Origin of the sequence: Aliivibrio sifiae (assembly GCF_002954715.1) — a bacterium.
Lineage (GTDB): Bacteria > Pseudomonadota > Gammaproteobacteria > Enterobacterales > Vibrionaceae > Aliivibrio > Aliivibrio sifiae.
This window is the reverse complement of the sequence record NZ_MSCP01000002.1, coordinates 1,181,259-1,204,455: the sequence shown is the minus strand read 5'-3', so window position 1 is coordinate 1,204,455 and position 23,197 is coordinate 1,181,259. Positions and strand designations below refer to the sequence as shown.

Here is a 23,197-nt window from a genome sequence, read left to right as displayed (position 1 = left end):
ACCTATTTGAGGTCACTATGTTTGCAAGTTTTTTAATCACCCTACGAGAAGGGCTAGAAGCCTTTTTGTTGGTAGGGATTGCATTGTCGTATTTATCAAAATTAAACGCACGCCAATACAATAAATATATCTATGTTGGAGTGTTTGCGGGACTCATTTTATCGTTAGCCATTGCGGTTGTATTTCAGGTTGTTGTTGATCAGTTTAGTAGCGAATTGTATCGCAATATTCTTATGGCAGGGATATTGCTCTTTGCTACTGTCGTTCTTACTTATATGGCTATTTGGATGCAAAATCAGGCTAAAAGCCAAGTAGAAGGCATGAAAAAAGAGATTGATGATATGGTCTCTAAGGGCAATGTTGTCGGGTTGGTTTTCTTATCGTTTTTAGCGGTATTGAGAGAAGGGTTTGAAACCATCTTATTTTTCTCTGCATTGATGTATTCAAACTTTGGCGAATTCAGTACACAAGATGCTCTTATTGGCGCCGTCGCGGGTTTAGTTTTAGCTTTTGTTATTGTTTGGATGATGCTTAAAAGTACTAAAAATGTACCAATTCGTTCATTCTTTCGCTGGACGAGTTTGTTGATTATTGTGATTGCCGCAGGTTTATTATCTTCTGCTATTAATATGCTTCAAGCCGCTCATTTACTTCCAATTTTGCATGCTCAATTATTTGATATCTCGCATATTCTCGATGATCGAGGTGTTTTTGGCACATTTTTACGTGCTTTATTTGGTTACAATTCATCCCCAGGTTTATTGCAATTATTAGTATGGGGAGGATACATGGCAACATTTGTTACATTTTGGAATAGAGGTTATAAGCAAGCATGAGTGAATCATCAAATAAAAAACACGTTATAGTACTTGGTGCTGGTCCGGCAGGCCTAATGTCTGCATGGGAGTTAATGGACGCAGGTTATCAAGTTACGATTATTGAACGAGATGATCACGTAGGCGGAATGTGTGCAACCCAAACATTTACCGGAGAACATGGCGAATATCGTTTTGATTTTGGTGGGCATCGTTTTATTACTAAAAACCCTAAATTATTGACCTTTGTTGATAAGTTGATGGGAGATGATTTACTGTTTGCACAACGTAAAAGTGTTATTCGATATAAAGGCCGTATTTATCAATATCCGTTAGCCTTGGTAGATCTCATTAAAAATGCACCGCTGCCTCTACTTGTGGGTGGAGGTGTTGACTTTATAAAACAGTTATTTAAATCAAAACCTCAAGATAGATCGAATGTAAGTTTTGCCGAATGGATAGAAAGCCGTTTTGGTCGTACTTTATATAAACACTTTTTTGAAGGTTATACCGGTAAATTATGGGGAATCGATCCTAAATTTTTATCTGGCGATTGGGCATCTCAACGTATTAGCTTGATGGATTTAAAAGACGTTGTTCGACGTTTATTACCAGGTAAAAAATCATCCGTTCGTACCTACGCCCGACAATACCGCTATCCTAAATTAGGCTTTGGTCAGTTATATACTCGATTGGCAGAAGAGTTAGAAACACGCGGTGCTAAAATCTTATTAAACAGTGATGTATGTGGCCTTGATGCTGAGAATAATCGTATTGGTTCAGTAAGTTATAAGCATAACGATGAAGTAAAGCATATTCAATGTGATGATCTTATATCAACACTTCCATTATCATTAATGTGTAAATTAACCGATTTTGACAGTCAACTAGAATTCCGTTCATTACGTTTTATGAATATGCCGATGGAGACAGAAAATATCTCTGATAATACATGGCAATATTTATCTGATCCTGAAATGTTAGGTACTCGTTTGCAAGAACCAAAACGTCGTTCATCGTATATGGCTCCAGAGGGACGTTCATCAGTGATGATCGAGATCCCATGCAATAAAAATGATGATGTTTGGAATATGGATGGCAAAAAACTACAAACACGTATTTTGAGTGATCTTGAAGCTCTGGGTGTTGATCCTAAATTAGCGACAGGAGAGTTTTTTACCTCATACACAGAGCACGCCTACCCATTAATGGATATTACTTATCAAGCCAAACGTGAAAAGGCCATTACCCATTTATGTCAATTTGAAAATTTAATCATGACTGGGCGACAAGGTACTTTCCGTTACATTTTCACAGATACAGCGATGGAAATGGGAATGATGGCCGCACAAAGTGTGATTGATGGCAAAGATCGTCGTCGTGAAATATTTGATTTCCGTAATGAAAAAACGGTGATTGAAGTTCAAAGCGTGGCGTAAAGTGACCTTTAGGAGTGATAAATGAATAGATATGGAAGAGCGGTGGTTCGCCAATTATTCGTCTTGTTTTTAAGTCTACTTTTTAATGTATCTTCGTATGCGTATTCTTATGCAGCGGCAGGTAAAGAGCCCGTTATTGAAGGGCGAGAAGCGATTTTACAAGCGCTAACAATTCCTGACTATGCTGCAGTTAGTACATCCGTAGCTAGTTTAAATGACGAATTTACTTACTTGAAAAATGAACATCAAGTTGATCTTTTAACACCGATGTTAGAAGCAATTGATAATAAAGATGCAGAGAAAATAGAAACTTTAATGGATTCTGCGGTAGTAGAAGAAATTATTCGTCGATTAGATGGTGCAGAAAATAATCTTAATGATTATCAAGTAGCCAAAGTATTGGTCGTAAAAAGTAAGTTATTTTTAGATTTACTTGTTCCTAAAATGAGCAGTAACCAACGTCAAGAGGCGAATCAAGCTATTCAAGGTGCGTTAGCCTCTATTGGTAATCCAGGAGTGTTTGGAGTAGGAAAAGCGCCTGCGAACCCTGTTGAATTTTCAAAGCAAAAAGCGCTACTGCTCAATGCGATCAGTGATTTTAAATAAAAAATGAACGGCAATAAGTACGTTTGGCTATTGATTATTGTCGCCAGTTATTTTCTTTGGGGCTTATATGTAAATCAATACCCGATAGAGATAACCAGTGATGATGCATTTAATTTTTCACGTGCGGTAGAGCGATTTTCTGTTTTAGAATTTCGCCCTCATTTTCCTGGTTATCCCGCGTTTGTGATCTTGAATAGGGTCGCAGCGACAATAGTGAATCCCATTACAGCGAATGTGTGGGTGTCATTGCTTGGCGCACTTATGTTACCTCTGCTTGTGGCTCGTATTGTTTTTATATTATCGGCGTCATGGTGGAAGTCGGCTTTAGGTTGCGTTGTGTTATTAATGCAACCGTTGTTGGCTTCAATGGCATTAAGTGGTTTATCAGATCCAATTGCTCTAGCATTTTTCCTTATGGCTGTTATTTCAGCTATTTTACAACGGAACTACCATGTTGGTTTTTGGTTAGGGTTGATGTTGGCATCAAGACCTTCTTATTTTCCATTAGCGATGGGATTGGCATTATTTCCATTATTTGTACCAAGTCGTCTATTGAAGCTGAAAGCGTATTTTCAAGCGGCTAGTGTGATTGCGATTATAGGATGCGTTAGCTTACTGTTTATTTTACAACATGATGGAATGGCGTATTTTGAAGAAGGAGTACGTTTTACCCAAGGACATTTTGAGATATGGGGAAATACGGCTGAGGGTAATCAATCTCAAATTATACAATGGGTGAAAGGATTGATGAGTGCTTATGGTTTGGTCGTCCTTAATTCCATTTTTATTCTTCTTATTTGGTCACTAAAAACATTATTTAAAAAACCATCAAAGCAACAGTTAAAAGCACGTTGTGTCGGAATGATTTCTTTAATCACATTGATTTATTGGGGTTGGATTACGTTAGGCCAAAACCCAGACAATTTACGGCATTGGGCTCCGGTTTTAGTTCTTGTCATTATTGTATTTTCGATGAGCTTTTGTTCTATATTTTGGCAACATAACAAACGATTTGTGCCTTTATTTATCATTCTTTTGTTCATAGTTACCGGTGATAAATTAACCGTTGAACAATCGAGGCAAGCACCAATACAGCAAGCGATAGCATGGTTTGAAGTACACCCTGAGGCCAGTATTATCGGGACGAACTACAGTGTTAATTTACTCAGAGATAGATTAAGTGAACGAGCGGTTTACGATATGTATTATCCGAGTAGTAATATTAAATTACACGAAGCGGCATTAGTATCACCAGAAAGTGCATGGCGAATATCAGGATCAGTATTAGAAAAAGGAATATTAGTTCAGCAATTTTCTGCTCGATTCATCGGGGAAAGAGCACTGTATTTATATCAGATAATTGATGAGCAATAGGTTGAAATGAAACAATTGGGTATACGACGATGAAATTAAGTAGTAAATGGACATCGGTACACTGGCTAACGCTTATCTTATGTATGAGTGTGAGTCAATTTGCTTCGGCAATCGAAAAAAGCAGCTCGATCCTGTTCAATTCAGATAAGTCACAATTTATTAGTGCTAATTTTGATGCGGGTAGTGTGAGTATTATTGACAGAGTGAGCGGAAAAATCATTAATGAAGCGACTGTTGGCAGAGACATTCGCCGAGTTGCTATGAGTGATGATGCTAAGCAACTCTTAATTACAGATTACTTAAGTGATAATATTTTATTACTCGATGCTAAATCATTAAAAGTTGAGCATATTACCCAAGTGCCTTCGCGTCCATTTGGTGCAGTTTTTGATGCTAAGAATCAACAATACTACGTAACGAGTTTTGAGAAAGATAAACTGTTAGTGATAGACCGTTCAGGCCAAGTGATCAAAACCATCAGTACAGAATCAACCCCGCGTGGACTCTCGCTGATGGATGATGGACGTCTACTGGTGTCCCATTCGTTAACTGGACAAGTTTCTATTTTTGATACGAATAGCAGTGTTCCTAAATTAATTAAGGTGATCCAGTTAGCTGACTCTGAAGTGCATAAAGAGAAAACAACACCTCAAGGTAAACCAAGGCTATTGGATAATATTGTTATATCCCCTGATGGTGAAACTGCTTGGCTACCACACGTGTTGTGGTCGTTCGGCCATGATTTTCAATTTCAATCAACAGTTTTTCCAACGATATCAATTTTAGATTTAACGCCTGGAAATGAACAAGAAGTGGTTGATGAGCGTAAACAACTCTTTAAGCAAATCAATATAATTGAAAGTGGGAATCGAATTCGAATCGTATCAAACCCACATGATGGAGCATTTACTGATGACGGTAAAAAAGTCATTTTTACATTAGCTGGTTCTGAAGATCTGTTGGTTTTCGATTTATCTCGTGAAGGAAAAAGAAATAAGAAACGTCACCGTCGCAAAAAGTTTCAAGGTGGCGTAAAAGCAACACAAATTTATCGTAATGTGCCGGGAGATAATCCAAGAGGGATCTTAATATCAGGGCGCGAGCTTTATGTTCAAAATGCGATGTCGTTAGATATCACCAAATTTGATACAGGAGCGGCAGGGCCTTTTGCTAAAGTAAAATTAACTCAGGCGAATTTTGCGAATGTAGTTACTAGAGATCCAATGCCAAAACAATTACGTGAAGGTAAACGATTATTCAACACAGCAAATATGGCTGATTATCCTGATTTTCCAATGGCGGGTGATTTTTGGATGAGTTGTAACTCATGCCATTTAGATGGTTTTAATTTTACTAATCGTCAATTAATGGAAGACGGTAAAAAAGATCGCTTTGAAAATGCATTAACAGGGCATGTTGATGTACGAAAAATGATCGCAGGTGATCCCGTTGGTGCCTATATCGATATTATTCAAAAAACTCAAGGTGGAATGGGGGGCGATCCCCGTGAAGAAGATAAGCCCCCAATAAGTGTAGAGCATCCGCCTGTTGAGGCTGCTAAAATGATGTCAGCACTGAATGAGTACGTACGATCTCAAGAAAATTTACCTTATTTATCAACATGGTTAAGATTAGACGACACGAAACGTTATACCCATCCGGATGAATGGATTAATTCTGCTGAATGTGCCGATTGTCATACAACAATATTTAATCAATGGGCAGACTCAAACCATGGAATGAATATGGATCATCCTTATTATCGATTCCAAGAAGACGTTGCTGCTGAGAGTGAAGGTGAAGAATTCAGAGTGCTTTGTCGTGGTTGTCACGTCCCACAAGGTGTTATTAATGGAGACAACAAGCCATTATCAGACTTTGGTGATATGTGGTCAAAAGGAGGAGAGGATCTAAAAGAAGCCTATGCTCATGGTAGATCAGTGAGTGAACGTGGTACAGGGTGTGTATTCTGTCATCGAGTCACTAAAGCCGAAAATGCAGGTGGTAATACGGATGTTACGGTTAACCTAAAAGATCGTGAAGCCTATGTGTTTGAAGATACAGAAAATAGTCTCTTGAAATGGTTATCTGAAAAACAAATTAATGCGTCTCCAAAGCAACATAAAGCGTCGTACTCTAATCCAAAGTTATATCAAAGCTCGTTGTATTGTGCGAGTTGTCATAATGAATTTACAACAGGGCAAGGCGCCAATATTAATGATAATTTTGGTGAGTGGTTAGCGTCTCCATTTAATGCTCCTAATGACCCGAGCAAAAATAAAACATGTATTGATTGCCATATGACTCAAGATGTCACTGATTTCAATCATAAGGTGGGGGGGCAATCAACAGACGATGGCCCAATGAAGTCAAATTTACGCTCGCATCATTTTGCTGGAGGTAATTATTACTTTACTGGGATGCGTAATCCTGAGCATAAAAAATTGAGCATTGATATCTTGAAAACAGCATTAACATTGACCGTAGAAAAACAAGGAAACTCATTTACAGCAAATGTGACCAATGTTAACTCAGGACATGACATGCCAGGAGGTGCTCGGCGACAAGTGTGGTTGGAAGTTATTGCGACGGATGCAACGGGTAAAAATGTGTTTGAGAGTGGTGTAATGAAGGATGGTTTTATTCCCAAAGATGCGCATCGATTTATTAAAATTGGCGTTGATAAAGATGGAAAGCCTGTTGGATTACGTTTCTGGCGTTATGTGAAAATAGGGCAAGATACTCGTATTAAATCGGGTGAAACGCGTCAAGAACACTTTGAGTTACCAACAAAAGTTGAATATCCAATTACGGTATCAACAAGAGTGCTCTACCAAGTGTTTGCTAAAGGATTAACGAATAAAGTTCGAGCTGCTTATCCTGATGAAAACATTCCAGAGCCTGAAGTTATTGAGCTTCAAAAAGTAGTGAAAACCTACACAGAATAGAGAACAACATGAAAAAATGGGGAATTATATGTCTATCATTCCCCATTTTTTATGACTGTAATAGCATGCTCTCTATTGAATTAACACGACCATTTGTATCATTGTTGTTTGTTGAAATCATCGAATTATCTTTGTGTTGATAATGATATTTAAACCAATCGACAAACTTTGGAACGCCTTCTGTAATAGATACTTTAGGAGTATAATTAATCACATCAAAGAGGTCTTGAGTATCTGCATAGGTTTGGTATACGTCACCGGGCTGCATTTCTCTAAAATGTTTCGTTGCTACTTTATTGGTCGCTTTTTCTATTTCTTGAATAAAGCTCATTAAATTCACTGGACTGCCATGCCCAATATTGTAAATGCGATAAGGGGCGGAGCTTCGCGCTGGAGAATCGTTATTTTCAATGTTCTTTTCTTGAAATGGAATGACATCAGCGATCCTTATTACTCCCTCAACAATATCATCAATATAAGTAAAATCTCGCCACATTTCCCCATTGTTATTAATATTAATAGTTTGATTATTGAGTATTTTTTTCGTGAAAATAAAAGGGGCCATATCAGGACGACCCCACGGGCCATAGACGGTAAAAAAGCGAAGACCAGTGGTTGGCATATTATATAAATGAGAATATGAATGAGCCATTAGTTCATTGGCACGTTTTGTCGCTGCGTAAAGTGATACTGGGTGGTCAACATTATCATGGCAGGAAAAAGGCGTTTTATTGTTTAATCCATAAACTGAGCTTGAAGACGCATAGATAAAATGTGCAATGCGTGATTTGCGGCAAGCTTCTAAAATATTGAGGTAACCCATTAGATTATTTTCGCCATAAGATACAGGGTTATCAATAGAATGACGAACCCCTGCTTGGGCTGCTAAATGAATCACGCGATCAAAATGATGATCTTTAAATATCACAGTAAGCTCGTGAGCATTTGTTATGCATAACTGGTGAAATTCAAACAAAGAACTTGGAAGTAATTGGTTGAGACGAGCTTGTTTTAATGAAATATCATAATAAGCATTGTGGTTATCAATACCAACGACGGTATGACCAAGTTTAAGTAGTTGCTTGGCAATAGAAAAGCCAATAAAACCAGAAACGCCGGTGACTAAATATTTCATAAACTAAAGCAATAAATTTCGGTGATGGAAAACGTAACAAATTATAACATAACAGCCTTTGAAGATGGTTTTTTTGACCACTGTTTAAAAGAACAATAATACAGTGATGTAAATCACAAATGCTGCTATAATCAGCGCAAATTTGAAAAGCTGGACGTACGGGCCAGTTTTTTTATGTCTATTTGAATAACTAATTGGAATGTACTGTGCTAACGACTGCTAACATCACAATGCAATTTGGCGATAAGCCACTTTTTGAAAATATTTCTGTTAAGTTTGGTAACGGTAACCGTTACGGTTTAATCGGCGCGAACGGCTGTGGTAAATCTACCTTTATGAAGATTTTAGGTGGCGAGTTAGAACAGTCTGGCGGTACAGTTTCAACAGATCCAAATGAACGTATGGCTAAATTAGGTCAAGATCAGTTCGCATTCGAAGAATTCACAGTAATCGATACTGTTATCATGGGTCATAAAGAGCTGTGGAAAGTGAAAGAAGAACGTGACCGTATTTATTCTTTACCTGAAATGTCAGATGAAGATGGTATGCGTGTTGGCGATTTAGAAACTGAATTCGCAGAGATGGACGGCTATTCAGCTGAAGCTCGTGCGGGTGAACTTCTATTAGGCTTAGGTCTTCCTGAATCACAACATTTTGGTTTAATGAGCGAAGTTGCTCCAGGTCTTAAAGTTCGTGTTCTTTTAGCACAAGTTCTGTTCGCAGAACCAGATATTATGCTTCTTGATGAACCAACGAACAACTTGGACATGCACACAATCGCGTGGTTAGAAGACGTTCTTTTAGCTCGTAACTGCACCATGATTATCATCTCGCATGACCGTCATTTCTTAAACGCAGTATGTACACACATGGCCGATGTAGATTACGGTGATATTTGTCTGTTCCCAGGTAACTACGACGAATACATGACTGCAGCAACGCAAGCTCGTGAACAACTTCAAGCAGATAACGCTAAGAAGAAAGCACAAATTGCTGACTTACAAACGTTCGTAAGCCGCTTCTCTGCAAACGCATCAAAAGCAAAACAAGCAACGTCTCGTCAGAAACGTCTGGATAAAATTGAACTAACAGAGATTAAAGCATCTAGCCGTCAATCTCCGTTCATTCGTTTTGACCAAGAAAAACCACTTTTCCGTAATGCATTAGAAGTAGAAGGTCTAAAACAAGGTTACGGCGAAAACATTTTAATCAATGGTGTAAACCTAATGGTTGAAGTGGGTGAGCGCATTGCAATCATCGGTGAAAATGGTATCGGTAAATCAACGCTCCTAAATACGTTAGCGGGCGAGATGGAACCAATGTCAGGTATGGTGAAGTGGTCTGAAAATAACAACATCGGTTTTTACGCACAAGATCACGGTCATGATTTTGCTGAAGATTTAAATTTATTAGATTGGATGGGCCAGTGGAAACAAGAAGGCGATGACGAACAAGTTGTTCGCGGTATTCTTGGCCGTATGCTTTTCTCTCAAAGTGATATTAAGAAATCAGTAAAAGTGATTTCTGGTGGTGAGCAAGGTCGTATGTTATTTGGCAAGTTAATTATGCAAAAGCCAAACATCCTATTAATGGATGAACCAACAAACCACATGGATATGGAATCAATCGAAGCATTGAACTTGGCACTTGAGAACTACAAAGGTACATTAATGTTTGTATCTCATGACCGTCAGTTTGTATCTTCAATTGCAACACGCATCATCGAAATTACAAAAGATGGCGTAAACGATTTCCACGGTACTTACGAAGAGTACCTAGCAAAACAAGGTCTAAAAGGCTAATTTAGCTAATAAATCCTGATAGAAATCTATATGGCAGCTTATTTATAAGCTGCCATTTTTTATGCTTGTATTATTTATTAACTATTGTACTTTATGGCAAGTACCTATATTTAATATAAGCGATTACCTACTTTAATGGTCGGAGAATAGTAATGTCAGCAGATATCGATAATGATAAAACGTTCAATCGAATCGATACTATTTTGGCGTATATCCATCAAAATATGGATAGCCCATTATCTGTTGAACTACTGGCAGAGATGAGCTGTTGGTCTCGGTGGCAATTACAACGTGTATTTTTAAATCATACTGGAATGAATGTGGCTCAATACGTACGAGAGCAACGTTTAAGTATGGCTGCGCTTGAGGTTTTAAATAAAAAATATCGAATGTTAGATATTGCCTATTTATATGGTTTTACCTCAGAGATAGCCTTTAGTCGTTCTTTTAAACAGTATTTTAAAATGTCACCACGAGAGTACCAAAAACAAGGTAAGAAAGTTGGTATTCGTAAGCCTTTTCTAAAAAGCAAAAGCCAAACAGAGATCCAAGGCTCTGGTTTTTATCAAGTACGTTTAGAGTATAGAGAGAGCTTTACGTTAACGGGGCTACCAACTAGGTTGCAAGGTTTGCTTTCTGATGTACCAGATTTTTTAGATAAGGTTCCTCAAGTATGGCAAGAGCTTGATGACTATTTGACGCAAATGTCTTCAACCCCAAAAAGTAAATATGGCGTCATTGATACTCGAAATGATACCGAGTCTTTAATTTACTGGGCAGGAATTATTGAAGATGAACATTTATCCCCAGAGTTAATGTTACTAAGTAAAAGTGTATCACGCGTCATAATTCCATCTCAAGAATATGCGGTTCTCCCTTATATCGGGCCTTCAAGTGGTTTAGCGAAGTCCGTTGAATGGTTGATCTCAGAATGGCTACCGTTATCTGGTCATCAAGGCATTGAAGGTTTTGATCTTGAAATTTACCAGCAAAATACTAATGAAGAAATTATTGATGTTGAGTATTGGTTGCCAATTCGAAATCTGTAGCTGTTGTTATAAATCAATTTATCAGTAAAAATTTTATTTCATGCCCCAAATTGTTAACTTTAGATAAAATAAATCATTATACTCATGCGCAAGAGAATCATTCTCATTTGCATTCAATTTTTAAGAAGTTGTAAACAGGATTATAATGAACGTATCTACTGAACATCCAAAACTTAACGTCACTCTATTAGCAACGGCAATTGCTGCCTCTTTTTTATTTCCTATTTCAGCAATGGCTAATGACAATAACTCTTCTGATGATATTGAGACTATTTCAATATTTGGTCAGGCTTATCGTAATACCGCAACAAAAACATCGTTAGAGCCAGAGGAAACTCCTCAGGGCATTACTATTCTCGATGGTGAGGCATTAGAACAACGCAGTGTGAAATCTCTTAATGAGGCACTACGTTATGTTCCTGGTGTGACAACCGAGCAGAAAGGTGGTGCAGTGACAATGTACGATACGTTCAATATTCGTGGATTTGATGTAAACCAAAGCTATTACGATGGTTTGGTTTTACAAGGCTTAAATGGGTGGAATTTACAACCTCAGATTGATCCTATTGCGCTTCAACAAATTGAAGTATTTAAAGGGCCAACGTCAGTATTATATGGGTCAATGCCACCGGGTGGTATGGTCAATATGATCGCCAAATCACCACAAAAAGAAAAAAGTACGGATGTAAAATTAGCAACAGGTACTGGTAATCTTGTGGAAGCCTCTATTGATACGACAGGGCAGTTTGGAGACAGTGATTTCTCTTATCGTTTTATTGCCCTTGCTCGTCAAAAAGATGGTCAAGTTGATTACACAAAAGAAGAACGCTACGTTATTGCCCCATCAATTGATTGGCAAGTAAGTGACCGAACGCTGATCAACTTTAATATGTATTATCAGAATGATCCGTCAATGGGTATGAACTCTTCAATGCCATCTTCTGGAATGATTTACGACAATCTAAATGGCAGTACAGATCCGTCCACGTTTGTTGGAGATAAAAACTGGAGTACGTTTGAGCGTGAATTCTTTATGGCTGGTTATAAGATCAACCATGAGTTCAATAATAACTGGTCATTCTTACAAAACTTCCGTTATATGAATGCATCGCTGTATCAAGAGAATACATACCATATTGAAAGTAACTTTGATGCATCAACGGGCAATCTTGATCGCAATATTTACAGTACTGATGAAAGCTCAACTGGTTATACGATTGATAACCAACTGTCTGGTCGTGTAGTGACTGGAGGTATTGAGCACAATCTGTTGTTTGGTATTGATTACCAGAAATTAGATGGTGACTCACTTTATCAAGAGTTTGGTACGACCAATCAGTTTGGTAATTTTAATATTTTCAATCCAAACAATGACATGATTGATAAAAGTAAACTTACCAAGTCTTATGAATCGAAAGAAAAAATCAGTGTTGAACAATTAGGGTTCTATACTCAAGATCAAGTGCGAATTGATCGTTTAGTTCTGATTGCCGGTGGTCGTTTCGATCAATATAAATCAAGCAATACAACAAGCACAACGTCTAAAGATGCAGATCAAAGTCAATTCTCATACCGTGTTGGTGCACTGTATGAGCTTGAAAGTGGTTTCTCACCATTTATTAGCTACGCAACCAGTTTTGAACCAGCTGCCGGTCTTGATGGAAAAGGTAACGCTTATGATCCTGAATTGGGTGAGCAAATAGAAGCGGGTGTGAAATATGATTCAGCTGATTATACAAAAACAGCGTCAGCATCGGTGTTTAGAATCGTAAAAAGTGACGCATTAATGTCAGATCCGACAGACCCATGGGGACCTCAATTGCAAATTGGTGAAATCCGTTCTCAAGGTGTTGAGCTGCAAGGTCAGTGGATGGTTAATGATAGCTGGGACGTCGCTGCAAACTATACGTATATTGATATGGAAATTACCAAAGACAGTGGTAATGACTTAGAAGGTAAAACACCAATTTATGTACCAACCCATGCCGCTAGCCTTTGGTCTAACTACTATATCTACGATGGTATTCTAACGGGAACACGCATTAGTGGTGGTTTACGTTATGTGGGTGAAATGGAAATGGATGCGAACAATACAGATAAAGTGCCTGATTATACGGTTGCTGATGTCTCTATTGGTTATGAGTTGGATGGATTAAGTGAATCATTGGCTGGTGCAACGGCGCAACTAAGCGCAACTAACCTATTTAATACTGAATATTACAGTTGTTATGACTCGGCTAACTGTTGGTACGGTGCAGAGCAAACGGTAGAATTGAGTGTTAATTATAACTTTTAAGCTTAATTAAGAAAAAGGGGGAAGTACGTATCATTTTACGTGCTTCTTTTCTTGCGTTTTTGCCATGAAAGAAATGAATTAGGTATGACGTAAAGAAATCCATTTACACACATAAATAATGTAGCTGTATGTATCAACTAAATAATATAAAAGTGATCAGGGACGAACGTACGATTCTTGATATTGATGAATTAACAATAGATCCAACCGCCTTAACGGTGGTACTTGGCCATAACGGATCAGGTAAATCGACCTTGGTGAATTTGTTGGCGAATCAATTTTCACCAGAAGAAGGTGAAGTGAGATTAAATCAACAACAGCTGTCTACGTTAAATTCGAAAAAATTTGCTCAAAAAGTGGCGTTTTTGCCTCAAAAATTACCAGAAGTCGCAGGGCTTAATGTTGAAGAGCTTGTTCGCTTAGGTCGTTATCCTTGGCGTGGTGTTCTTGGGCGTTTTAATAAAGAAGATGCTCAGATTATTGACGAGTCAATGAGAAAAACAGGAGTAGAAACTTTTCGTTCAACATTGGCTGACCAACTTTCTGGTGGGGAAAGACAACGAGCGTGGGTGGCGATGTTATTAGCTCAGCAAGCGGATATTTTGATTTTAGATGAGCCAACATCAGCATTGGATATTCATCACCAATATCAACTCATGGGACTATTGAGCGAGTTAAACCAACAAACGAAAAAAGGGATCATTGTTATTCTGCATGATCTTAATTTAACGCTTCGTTATGCGACACAAATCATTGCACTTAAAGGCGGAAAAGTGGCTTTTAAAGGAGAAGCAGGTCACTTGCTTGATGATGCGTTATTGTCTGACTTGTATGGCACACCGATCACCTTAATTGATCATCCTATTCATAATCATAAAGTTGCTATCGTATGTTGAAAAATCGTATTCCTTCGCTTATCACTCTTCTATTTTTGATGGTAAGTCACACTGCATCGGCTCAATTTGTTGTGCAAGACAGTCGTGATGAACAAGTTCTGGATTCAATACCTCAGCGAGTTGTGGCCTTAAATTGGGATCTAGCAGAACAAGTTATAGAGCTCGGTGTTACACCTGTCGCAATCACAGATACCGCGGGGTACAGTGAGTGGGTAGTACAACCCGCATTATCGAGTGATATTGAAGATGTCGGTACTCGCGCAGAACCAAATTTTGAGAAAATAGCGGCGGTAAAACCGGATGTGATTCTTGTTGCTTCTCCGCAGGCCGATTTAATTCCTCAGTTAGAAAAAATAGCGCCTGTGTTGTATTTTCAAACTTACTCTGCAGATCATGATAATAGCTTGATGGCGATTAATAACTTTGAAGCCATTGCCCTTGTGTTAGGAAAAGAGAAAGTCGCACAAGAGAAGTTAATTGAGATGGATACCGAGATAGCAGAATTAAAGCAACAGTTAGCTGACGCGTATGGTAATTCGCTACCAGCCGTCTCTGTGTTTCGATTCGCAACTCTGACTTCGGTCTTTATGTATGGTGATAATTCAACAGCGCAATACGCGTTAAATCAGTTAGGGTTTACCACCGCGTTACCTCAAAAAAGTAACCAATGGGGAGTAACACAACTTCGCTTAACAGATCTTCGTCATATTGATGATGGCATTGCGTTGTATATAGAACCGTTTAATGAAGAGAATAAATTAAACAAATCAGTTATTTGGAATGCGATGCCTTTCGTACGTGCCCATCGAGTGAATAGTGTTGAATCGGTATGGAGTTATGGTGGCGCAATGTCGATCAAATACACAGCGCAAGCATTGGCAAAAAGCCTACTTGAGGTAGCACCTAAATCAATCAATGTTAGTGGTAATAATGAGTAGTCAGTTGAAGGGCGTCTCTTTCCGTTATCTATCGGTACTTTGTGTATTGATTGGGTTGGTGGTTGCTACGTTTCAATTTGATGCTGTATTGAGTTTATCTCAGCAATGGCAAGCAATAAGCCAAGCGAGTGTTGATCTCACTTTACTTGATGACTTTGATAAGATCATCTTTGTTGAGTCACAATTGCCTCGTTTAATCATGGCACTTTTGGTTGGTGGAATGCTTGGGTTAGTCGGTAGCTTAATGCAACAATTGACTCAGAATGCCCTCGTTTCCCCAATGACACTTGGTACGGCATCTGGTGCGTGGCTAGCCTTAGTCATTATGAATGTGTGGTTTGCTGAGTATGTGGCTGATTATGCGTCTATGGCGGCACTCGTTGGGGCATCGCTCACGTTTGGTTTAGTCGTTGCTATTGCTGGTATTCGAAATTTATCAGGCTTACCTATCGTATTATCTGGCATGGCTGTGAATATTTTTCTGGGTGCTGTCGCCACCGCTATTGTTTTATTAAATGAGCAATACGCAAAGAATTTGTTTATTTGGGGAGCAGGGGATCTGGCTCAGAATGGATGGGATCAAATTGTATGGTTATTACCTAAACTATCAGCCGCTGTACTTATTTTTATTTTCGCGCCCAGAGTCTTAGCGTTATTACGTTTGGGTAATGTTGGTGCTGCGGCTCGCGGGCTGAATGTTATTCCTGCTTTCTTTGGGTTATTTACTGTTGGTTTATGGCTGGTTTCCTCTTCGATTACTGTGGTTGGCGTGATCAGTTTTATTGGTTTACTTGCACCGAATATTGCGCGTCATTTAGGAGCTAGAACTCCAAGAGATGAATTGTTCTTTAGCTTATTATTAGGCGCTACGTTATTAGTTGGTACTGATTTATTGGCGGTAGTGCTCAGTCATTACACAACAGATATGATCCCAAGTGGAACAGCGGCGGCATTCATTGGCGCACCTGCACTTATTTGGTTTACTCGAAGAAACATGAACTCGCAAGATCAACTGTCGATCAGCTTACCAAAAGGGAAATCGTATTTACCAACAGGGTTAATTCCATCATTAATTGTAGGTCTTGTGGTCGTCGCGGTTTTAGCGGCTGTGATAACAAAAGATTCAACCCAAACACTTCATCCGTGGGTAATGATGATCCCAAGTGAGTTCAGTTGGGAGTTAAAATGGCCAAGGCTACTTACCTCTTTATCTGCAGGGGCCGGGTTGGCAGTTGCTGGCGTATTATTGCAACGATTGATTTATAATCCTTTAGCAAGTCCTGATATTTTAGGTATCTCAGCGGGAGCGACATTAAGCTTAATTGGTGGCAGCGTTTTTTTAGGGTTTAATATCTTTGAAGCCGCGCCTCTTGTGGCTTTTTGTGGAAGTTTAGCGGTATTAGTGCTGTTACTGGTGCTAGGGAAGCGTCATCAGTATGCGCCTTCGATGCTCATTCTTACTGGGATAGCATTAACGGCGTTAATCGACGCTTTAGTCCAATTTTCATTAGCAAAAGGGAATGAGGATTCATATTCATTATTGAATTGGCTTGCCGGTTCTACTTACCGAGTGTCTCCCCAATCTGCTTTTGTTTTGTTCTTTTGCGTCGTTTTATTGGTGGCTTTTGCGTTATTAACCCATCGTTGGCTAACTCTTATTTCAGCAGGGCGATTGTTTGCACAAGCCAGAGGGCTAAACGTAACTAAGAGTTTTATCGCATTGCTTATTTGTGTTGCATTACTTTGTGGGGCAGTAACTGCTACCATGGGGCCAATTGCATTTATAGGCTTACTTGCTCCCCATATGGCGGTTCTTTTAGGGGCGAAAAAAGCATTTGAACAGATTGTTGTAGCGGCATTAATTGGCGCTTGGTTAATGGTGATTGCTGATTGGTTAGGTCAGCATATTTTATTTCCATCTCAAGTGGCGGCAGGAACGTTAGTATCAGTGATTGGTGGTATTTACTTTATTGGTTTGTTGATAAAAGGCCAACGCTCTGCACATTAACAATAGACGTTCAATAATGGCTAGCCTTGCATTGATATTGGCTAGATGAATTTAATTAATTAGCGATTTGATTATGATAAAAATGACGAAGAAAGCATGGCTATTGGTCATGATGGCACAACCAATGGCGGTATATGCCAGCGATTTAGGAACGGCTCAAGCCATTCAAAATAAGACCAATACGGCTTCTGCTCAAAGCCAGACTCGTATTAGTCATAGTGCCGATTCTACTTTATCGTTGCGTGCTGATATTGAGCAACTGGAAGAAGAAGTTAAAAACCTCGATGTTTACCGCAAGCATTTAGAGGCATTAGTAAAGGATCAACACAGTGAATTGAGTAATATTGATCAGCAAATTTCAGACATTGAACAAACTCGTCAAGGGGTCGTGCCTTTGATGTATAAAATGATTGATGGTCTAAAACAAACGGTTAAAAACGACAAACCTATTCGTATTGAGCAACGTAATCTTCGCATTGAAAAGCTAGAGACCATGATGACAGTGGCGAATGTCAGTGATGCTGAGAAGTATCGTCGTATTTTAGAAGCGTATCAAATCGAACTGGATTACGGCATTAAGTTGGGTGTTTACCAAGGTAAAATTACGCTTGATGATGATAAATCTATTGAAGCTAACATTTTGTATTTAGGCCGAATTTCTTTAATTGCACGTAATTTTAATCAAGACAAATATTGGGCTTGGGATCAAAAAGAAAAGGCATGGGTACTATTAGACTCTTCACTTAATTCGGATCTTAATCATGCGTATGCCGTTGCGAATAAAGAGGTAGCCCCAAGCTTACTTACGTTGCCTGTGTCACTGAATATTACTGAGGAGAAATAAGATGAATTACGTATCCACACTTCTTAGTGTTTGCTTATTAAGCCTTTCTTTTTCAGTTGCAGCTCAAGGTGATTTAGCAAGCAGTGCACAAGCTCAAAATAAAGCACAAAAATCACATGATGTGCAGCGAGAATCGGGGTTTAAACAAACAGAACAAACGTATCTACAACAGAAAAAAGAACTTGCAGAGCGTAAACGCCAAGTTCAAAAAAAGATTAATGCATTGACAAAAACCTTCAGCGAAAATGAAGGGCTATTAGCAAAACGAGAAGAGAAACTGCGTTTAGATACTGGCAGTTTAGGTGAATTGTTTGGTGTTGTTCGTCAAGCAGCTAAAGAGTTGAAAAGCGAAAATCAAACCAGTGTTACCGGTGCGGATAATCTTCAATACTCACAAGCAGTAAATACCATCGTATCTGCTAAAACGTTGCCAACCTTGCCACAGTTAACTGACTTATGGATGAGCATGGATGAACAAATCCAGGCCAGTGGTGAACTGAAAAAAATTAATACCAATGTGATTGATGGTGAAGGTCAAACCGCTTCTCAAGCGTCGTATCGCTTAGGTTCGATAGGTTTAATTGCCGATCAAGGCTACTTGAATTGGAATGGCACACGTAAAGACGGCACTTATTATGTTAAGCAACCAGATAATGGCCCAAACTTGAGTTCACTGTCTGATCTTGCAAGTGGTGATATGGAAACGATGGTTGTCGATCCGTCTCGTGGCTTCATGATAGATCAACTGGCATTAACACCAACCTTGTTTGAAAGACTCCAAGCCGGTGGTGTTGTAGGTAAAATCATTCTTGCGTTATTAACGTTAGGATTGGTGATTGCGATTTTCCGAGGCGTTAAATTAGCGATTATTCAACAGCAAATAAAAACACAGTTGAAGAATCCAGAAGCACCAACCGACAATCCGTTAGGCCGAGTGTTATCTGTTTACGATGAAGAAAAACACCGAAGTGTTGAGTCATTAGAGTTGCGTTTATTAGAAGCGATTGTTGATGAGCAACAAGGGTTAGAAAAAGGCCTTTCAATGTTGAAATTACTTGCAGCTCTTGCACCAATGCTTGGTTTGTTAGGCACCGTTACTGGCATGATCGAAACATTTCAAGTGATCACTCAGTTTGGGAATGGAGATCCAAGAGTGATGGCAGGAGGGATCTCGATGGCGTTGGTTACCACCGTTCTTGGCTTAGTTGCTGCAATGCCGTTGTTGTTTGCTCATAATATTTTAAGCACTCAAGCTGAGAATATACGTAGTATTTTAGAGAAACAAGGTATTGGGTTAGTCGCAATACAGGCAGAAAAGCAACCACAGCCGACAGTGAAAACAACGGTAGGAAGTAACATCTAATGGCAATGTCATGGCTATCTAATTGGCTTGATACGTTACTGCAATTTATGGCACAAGGCGGTCATATCTTGTGGTGGCTGGCAGGGGTTGTGGTTGTATGTTGGTTATTTGTGGTTGAGCGTGTGATATATCTTGGTTTTTATTTTCCAAAGCGCCGCCAACAATGGGTAACACAATGGCATCAACGCAGTGAACATGAATCTTGGTATGCCCATGCGATTCGTGACAGTTGGTTAAATCAGGCCCACATAGAATTAAATCAGAACTTAAACCTAATCAAATGGTTAGTATCAATTTGCCCAATGTTAGGATTATTAGGTACTGTGACTGGAATGATCTCTGTATTTGATGTGATGGCGACATTAGGCAGTAGCCAACCGAAACTGATGGCCTCAGGCATCTCACTGGCTACGCTACCAACGATGGCGGGTATGGTTGCCGCTCTTGCTGGGTTATTTGTTCATGCACGTTTAGCAAAGACGTGTCGTTTATGTGAATTGAAGTTAGAAAAATCATTAAGGAGTCCAACATGAGACTCGGAAGACGCGATACAAAAACAGCAGAAGCTCAAATTGATTTAACCTCAATGTTGGATATTGTCTTTATCATGCTGATTTTTTTCATTGTGACGAGTTCGTTTGTACGCGAATCAGGGGTTGAAGTGAATCGCCCTCAAGCATCTAATGTAACAAGCCAGAAAGACGCAGGCATCTTTGTTGGCATTAATGCATCAAATGATATTTACATCGATAAACGAATAGTGGATGTAGAGCGTGTACAAGCGACGTTAGAGCATCTGTTATTAGAGCAACCTGATGCCTCTCTTGTGATCCAAGCGGACGAACATGCGTATAACGGCACCGTAGTTAAAGTTATGGATGCAGCAAAAGGCGCGGGCGTGAAGCAAATAGCATTGGCTGCGGAGAAGAAATAGTGTTTAGGTTATTGATGGCGTTACCTATTGCTGTGGCTATTAGTATTGCCTTATTTTCCGTCATGGCATGGATGGTAGATAATGGTAATCAAGGGAAACCGGAAGCCAGTGAAAATCTAAGCTTTACTATGATGATGGTTGAACCTGAAAGTGATCTTCAACGTCGTCAGCGTTCTGTTCCTGAGCAGCCTAAACCGCCAGAATTACCACCAGAAACGAAAATATCGCAATCGCAATCAGAGATGTCTTCGGTGATGCCTGTAACACCAATGTCTTCGGTTGGTTTAGATACGGCGATTAACGGATTAAAAATAAGTGCGCCAACGTCGTTCGGAAGTTTTACGACCAATCAACAGGCAATGCCATTGTATCGTGTAGAACCACGATATCCGAGTAGAGCATTAAAACGAAAAATTGAAGGCTACGTTATTATGTCTTTTTCTATTGATGAAACGGGCGAACCTTTTGATATCGAAGTCAAAGGAGCGGAGCCAAAACGAATTTTTGACCGTGATGCGGTTCGAGCATTAAAGCAATGGAAATATCAACCTAAGTTGGTAGAAGGAAAGGCCATTGTTCAGCAGAATCAAACCGTTAGACTGGAGTTTAAATTAGCCAAATGATAAAGAAAATTGCACTAATGGTTCTTTTTACCTTGCTCTGCAATGGTGTGACGGCCGCTGAATTGAGCCGATATACCGCTACAAAAGTACAAAGGGCACAAAACCTTCAGCAAAATGAAAAATTGAGTGAAGCCATTGATGTTCTTGCGGATGTTGATACATCGAAAGCCTATGATAAAGCATTCGTAGCTCGAATGTTGGGTGTGTTTTATTGGCAGAATAATCAAAGATCACAAGCGATTAAACAGCTTGATTATGCGGTTTCGAGTGGTCAATTACAGGATAAACAAGCGTGGACAACCCGAAAAATGTTGGCCGATATCCTCTTAATGGAACAAAAGTATAAAGCGGCACTGCCTCATTATTATCAATTGGTTAAAACGGTACCAAAGAATGAAAAAGGGGATGAGTTATGGCTTAGGATCGCTCAGATCCATTATCAGAACTCAGAGTTTGCACCAACCCTTAAAGCGATTGGTCGATATGAATCGTACCGTAAGCCTGATGAATTAACGCCATTGTCGTTAAAGTTTGGTGCGCAAGTTCAACTCAAACAATGGAAGCAAGTTGTTCCTACCTTAGAGCGGTTAATTGCTCTACAACCAGAGAAATTAACGTGGTGGCGTCAGTTAGTTACGGCTCACTTGCAGTTAGGTCAAACCAAGCAAGCATTAAATGTATTGGTGTTAGCGGATATCAACAAATTATCTCTTCCTGAGCAAGACATTAAATTGTTGGCTCAGCTATACGCAAAACAAGGTATTCCAGAGAAAGCTGCACAGACATTAGGACGCTTATCAACAGTAAATACCGATGTCGATTTATTGGTAGAGCAAGCCGTGCATTGGCAAAATGCGAAAGAGTGGGATAAATCTATTCAATTCTGGAGTAAAGCCGCAAAAATATCGTCTCGTTATTACTGGCAAGAATCTCAATTACTTTTGCAGCAAAAACACTATGAAGCGGCATTACGATCGTTAAATAAAGTGAATGATCCCAAGAAAAAACAAGCGGTGTTATTGGCGAAGGTGAAAGCGTATTACAAACTGGATCGTTTAGAAGAAGGGTTGATTAATGCGAAAAAAGCCAATGATATATCTGCGTCTAATGAAACTAAGGGATGGGTTAAATATTTATCTAATTTAAGGCAATTAGAATCTCAATAGTAGATCTGAAAAATGGAAGGTTAATGATAGCCTTCCATTTTTTATATACCGATCTAGAACTAAAATTAGAACACGTTGAAAGCTATTGTACTAATGCTTCAAATTCTGTAATTGGCGTTCGTCCACGCAAAGCAAGAAAGCTTAAAAATTGCTTAGGTGTATGAGTAATAATTTTATCTAATGGGAAGTTAATTGCATCAATAAGCTGTTCTACTTTCTCAAACTTACCAATATCCTCACAAAAATGAGCATCACTGCCAGTCGTGATAAAAGCGCCTAATTCTTTTGCTGTTTTTGCTATCTCATAACAACGATCAATACTTCCTATTCGACTTCCACCTTTAAGAGACGTGTTATTAATTTCAATCGCTACATTATGATCAGCAGCACACTGAATTACCTTTTTAAAGTTAAAATCAAAGTTTGGATTACCCAAATGACCTAAAGCATCAACGCGACCTGATTCTATAATCTTGATTAATGCTTGGGTGTGTACTAACTTATTTGTAGGAGAAAAAACAGGTTCATGGAAGCTTGCGATGACCCAGTCGAGGTTTTGGTCAACGGAAGGTGGAATATCAATATCGCCTTCTATATTGCGAATATTAACTTCGCAACCTCTGATAATCGCTACACCATGAAGAAAGCGAGGCAGGACTCGTTGGTTGCTAAAAAACCAATAATGAGGGGCTCCTGGCATTAGAGAGGCGTGGTCTGTCGTACAAAACATAGGCAAGCCAAGCAGAGAGGCTGAAAAAGCGTTTTCGCTGATAGTGCTGTAAGCGTGACCGCTAGCGTAGGTATGAGTATGTGTATCTACTTGAATGCGCATTTGTTTTCTCCATTAAACAACAATGTGATTAGTATAACTTATTTTTGCAACTTTTAGCTTTGACATTTGTCTGACAAAGAGTAGGAAAAAGAGAACTATTATTCACACTATTGATATGAAACGTAATAT

Annotated in this window: 19 protein-coding genes; 17 read left to right on the top strand and 2 right to left on the bottom strand. The window is 39.1% G+C overall.

Going from position 1 to position 23,197, the window contains the following annotated elements; translation table 11 throughout:
* The first annotated feature begins 17 nt into the window (after positions 1-17).
* Genes BTO23_RS16575 through BTO23_RS16555 form a run of 5 tightly spaced genes read left to right on the top strand, consistent with a single transcriptional unit; the run spans position 18 to position 7,182 of the window.
* Positions 18-836 carry an FTR1 family iron permease gene (locus BTO23_RS16575; protein WP_060992875.1) on the top strand — a complete coding sequence of 273 codons (819 nt, stop codon included), beginning with the start codon at positions 18-20 and terminating at the stop codon, positions 834-836.
* The gene (locus tag BTO23_RS16570) at positions 833-2,254 is read left to right on the top strand and encodes an FAD-dependent oxidoreductase (RefSeq protein ID WP_105064073.1); all 1,422 of its coding nucleotides are present in this window, start codon (positions 833-835) and stop codon (positions 2,252-2,254) included. The genes BTO23_RS16575 and BTO23_RS16570 overlap by 4 nt, the downstream gene beginning before the upstream one ends.
* Positions 2,255-2,275: 21 nt before the next feature.
* Complete coding sequence (locus tag BTO23_RS16565) at positions 2,276-2,860, top strand: hypothetical protein (protein ID WP_105064072.1); 585 nt, start codon at positions 2,276-2,278, stop codon at positions 2,858-2,860.
* Positions 2,861-2,863: 3 nt separating this feature from the next.
* Positions 2,864-4,234: a hypothetical protein gene (locus tag BTO23_RS16560; RefSeq protein ID WP_245922131.1), complete on the top strand. Its 1,371-nt coding sequence runs from the start codon at positions 2,864-2,866 to the stop codon at positions 4,232-4,234.
* A 29-nt stretch (positions 4,235-4,263) separates the two neighbouring features.
* Positions 4,264-7,182, top strand: coding sequence for a multiheme c-type cytochrome (locus tag BTO23_RS16555; RefSeq protein ID WP_105064071.1), 2,919 nt, complete (start codon positions 4,264-4,266; stop codon positions 7,180-7,182).
* A gap of 49 nt (positions 7,183-7,231) precedes the next feature.
* Here BTO23_RS16555 and BTO23_RS16550 read toward each other — a convergent pair whose 3' ends face one another.
* The gene (locus BTO23_RS16550; protein WP_105064070.1) at positions 7,232-8,317 is read right to left on the bottom strand and encodes an NAD-dependent epimerase/dehydratase family protein; all 1,086 of its coding nucleotides are present in this window, start codon (positions 8,315-8,317) and stop codon (positions 7,232-7,234) included.
* A gap of 206 nt (positions 8,318-8,523) precedes the next feature.
* Between BTO23_RS16550 and BTO23_RS16545 the strand changes: the two genes are divergently transcribed.
* The 12 genes from BTO23_RS16545 to BTO23_RS16490 all read left to right on the top strand — a co-directional run bounded on the left by BTO23_RS16545 (position 8,524) and on the right by BTO23_RS16490 (position 22,236).
* A complete protein-coding gene (locus BTO23_RS16545; RefSeq protein ID WP_105064069.1) occupies positions 8,524-10,119 on the top strand; it encodes an ABC-F family ATPase in 1,596 nt (531 codons plus the stop codon).
* A gap of 152 nt (positions 10,120-10,271) precedes the next feature.
* Positions 10,272-11,168, top strand: coding sequence for a helix-turn-helix domain-containing protein (locus BTO23_RS16540; RefSeq protein ID WP_060992881.1), 897 nt, complete (start codon positions 10,272-10,274; stop codon positions 11,166-11,168).
* A 145-nt stretch (positions 11,169-11,313) separates the two neighbouring features.
* Positions 11,314-13,464 (top strand): TonB-dependent siderophore receptor, encoded by a 2,151-nt coding sequence (locus BTO23_RS16535; RefSeq protein ID WP_105064068.1) that lies wholly within the window; start codon positions 11,314-11,316, stop codon positions 13,462-13,464.
* Positions 13,465-13,592: 128 nt separating this feature from the next.
* Positions 13,593-14,360, top strand: coding sequence for an ABC transporter ATP-binding protein (locus BTO23_RS16530; RefSeq protein WP_105064067.1), 768 nt, complete (start codon positions 13,593-13,595; stop codon positions 14,358-14,360).
* On the top strand, positions 14,354-15,298 hold the full coding sequence (locus BTO23_RS16525) for an iron-siderophore ABC transporter substrate-binding protein (protein WP_105064066.1): 945 nt from the start codon (positions 14,354-14,356) through the stop codon (positions 15,296-15,298). Before BTO23_RS16530 ends, BTO23_RS16525 begins: the two co-directional genes overlap by 7 nt.
* Positions 15,291-17,306: a Fe(3+)-hydroxamate ABC transporter permease FhuB gene (gene fhuB, locus BTO23_RS16520; RefSeq protein WP_105064065.1), complete on the top strand. Its 2,016-nt coding sequence runs from the start codon at positions 15,291-15,293 to the stop codon at positions 17,304-17,306. Before BTO23_RS16525 ends, fhuB begins: the two co-directional genes overlap by 8 nt.
* A 76-nt stretch (positions 17,307-17,382) precedes the next feature.
* Positions 17,383-18,150 (top strand): DUF3450 domain-containing protein, encoded by a 768-nt coding sequence (locus BTO23_RS16515; protein ID WP_425427829.1) that lies wholly within the window; start codon positions 17,383-17,385, stop codon positions 18,148-18,150.
* 1 nt (position 18,151) lies between these two features.
* The gene (locus BTO23_RS16510) at positions 18,152-19,513 is read left to right on the top strand and encodes a MotA/TolQ/ExbB proton channel family protein (RefSeq protein ID WP_105064063.1); all 1,362 of its coding nucleotides are present in this window, start codon (positions 18,152-18,154) and stop codon (positions 19,511-19,513) included.
* A complete protein-coding gene (locus tag BTO23_RS16505; protein ID WP_017021406.1) occupies positions 19,513-20,046 on the top strand; it encodes a MotA/TolQ/ExbB proton channel family protein in 534 nt (177 codons plus the stop codon). Before BTO23_RS16510 ends, BTO23_RS16505 begins: the two co-directional genes overlap by 1 nt.
* Positions 20,043-20,447, top strand: coding sequence for an ExbD/TolR family protein (locus BTO23_RS16500; RefSeq protein ID WP_105064062.1), 405 nt, complete (start codon positions 20,043-20,045; stop codon positions 20,445-20,447). The genes BTO23_RS16505 and BTO23_RS16500 overlap by 4 nt, the downstream gene beginning before the upstream one ends.
* On the top strand, positions 20,447-21,070 hold the full coding sequence (locus BTO23_RS16495) for an energy transducer TonB (protein WP_061004338.1): 624 nt from the start codon (positions 20,447-20,449) through the stop codon (positions 21,068-21,070). Before BTO23_RS16500 ends, BTO23_RS16495 begins: the two co-directional genes overlap by 1 nt.
* Positions 21,067-22,236: a tetratricopeptide repeat protein gene (locus BTO23_RS16490; RefSeq protein ID WP_105064061.1), complete on the top strand. Its 1,170-nt coding sequence runs from the start codon at positions 21,067-21,069 to the stop codon at positions 22,234-22,236. Before BTO23_RS16495 ends, BTO23_RS16490 begins: the two co-directional genes overlap by 4 nt.
* Positions 22,237-22,318: 82 nt before the next feature.
* On the opposite strand, the gene BTO23_RS16485 is transcribed toward BTO23_RS16490, so the two are convergent.
* Entirely contained in the window at positions 22,319-23,068 is a 750-nt protein-coding gene (locus tag BTO23_RS16485) for a phosphatase (protein ID WP_105064060.1), read from the bottom strand.
* Between the last annotated feature and the right edge of the window lie 129 nt (positions 23,069-23,197).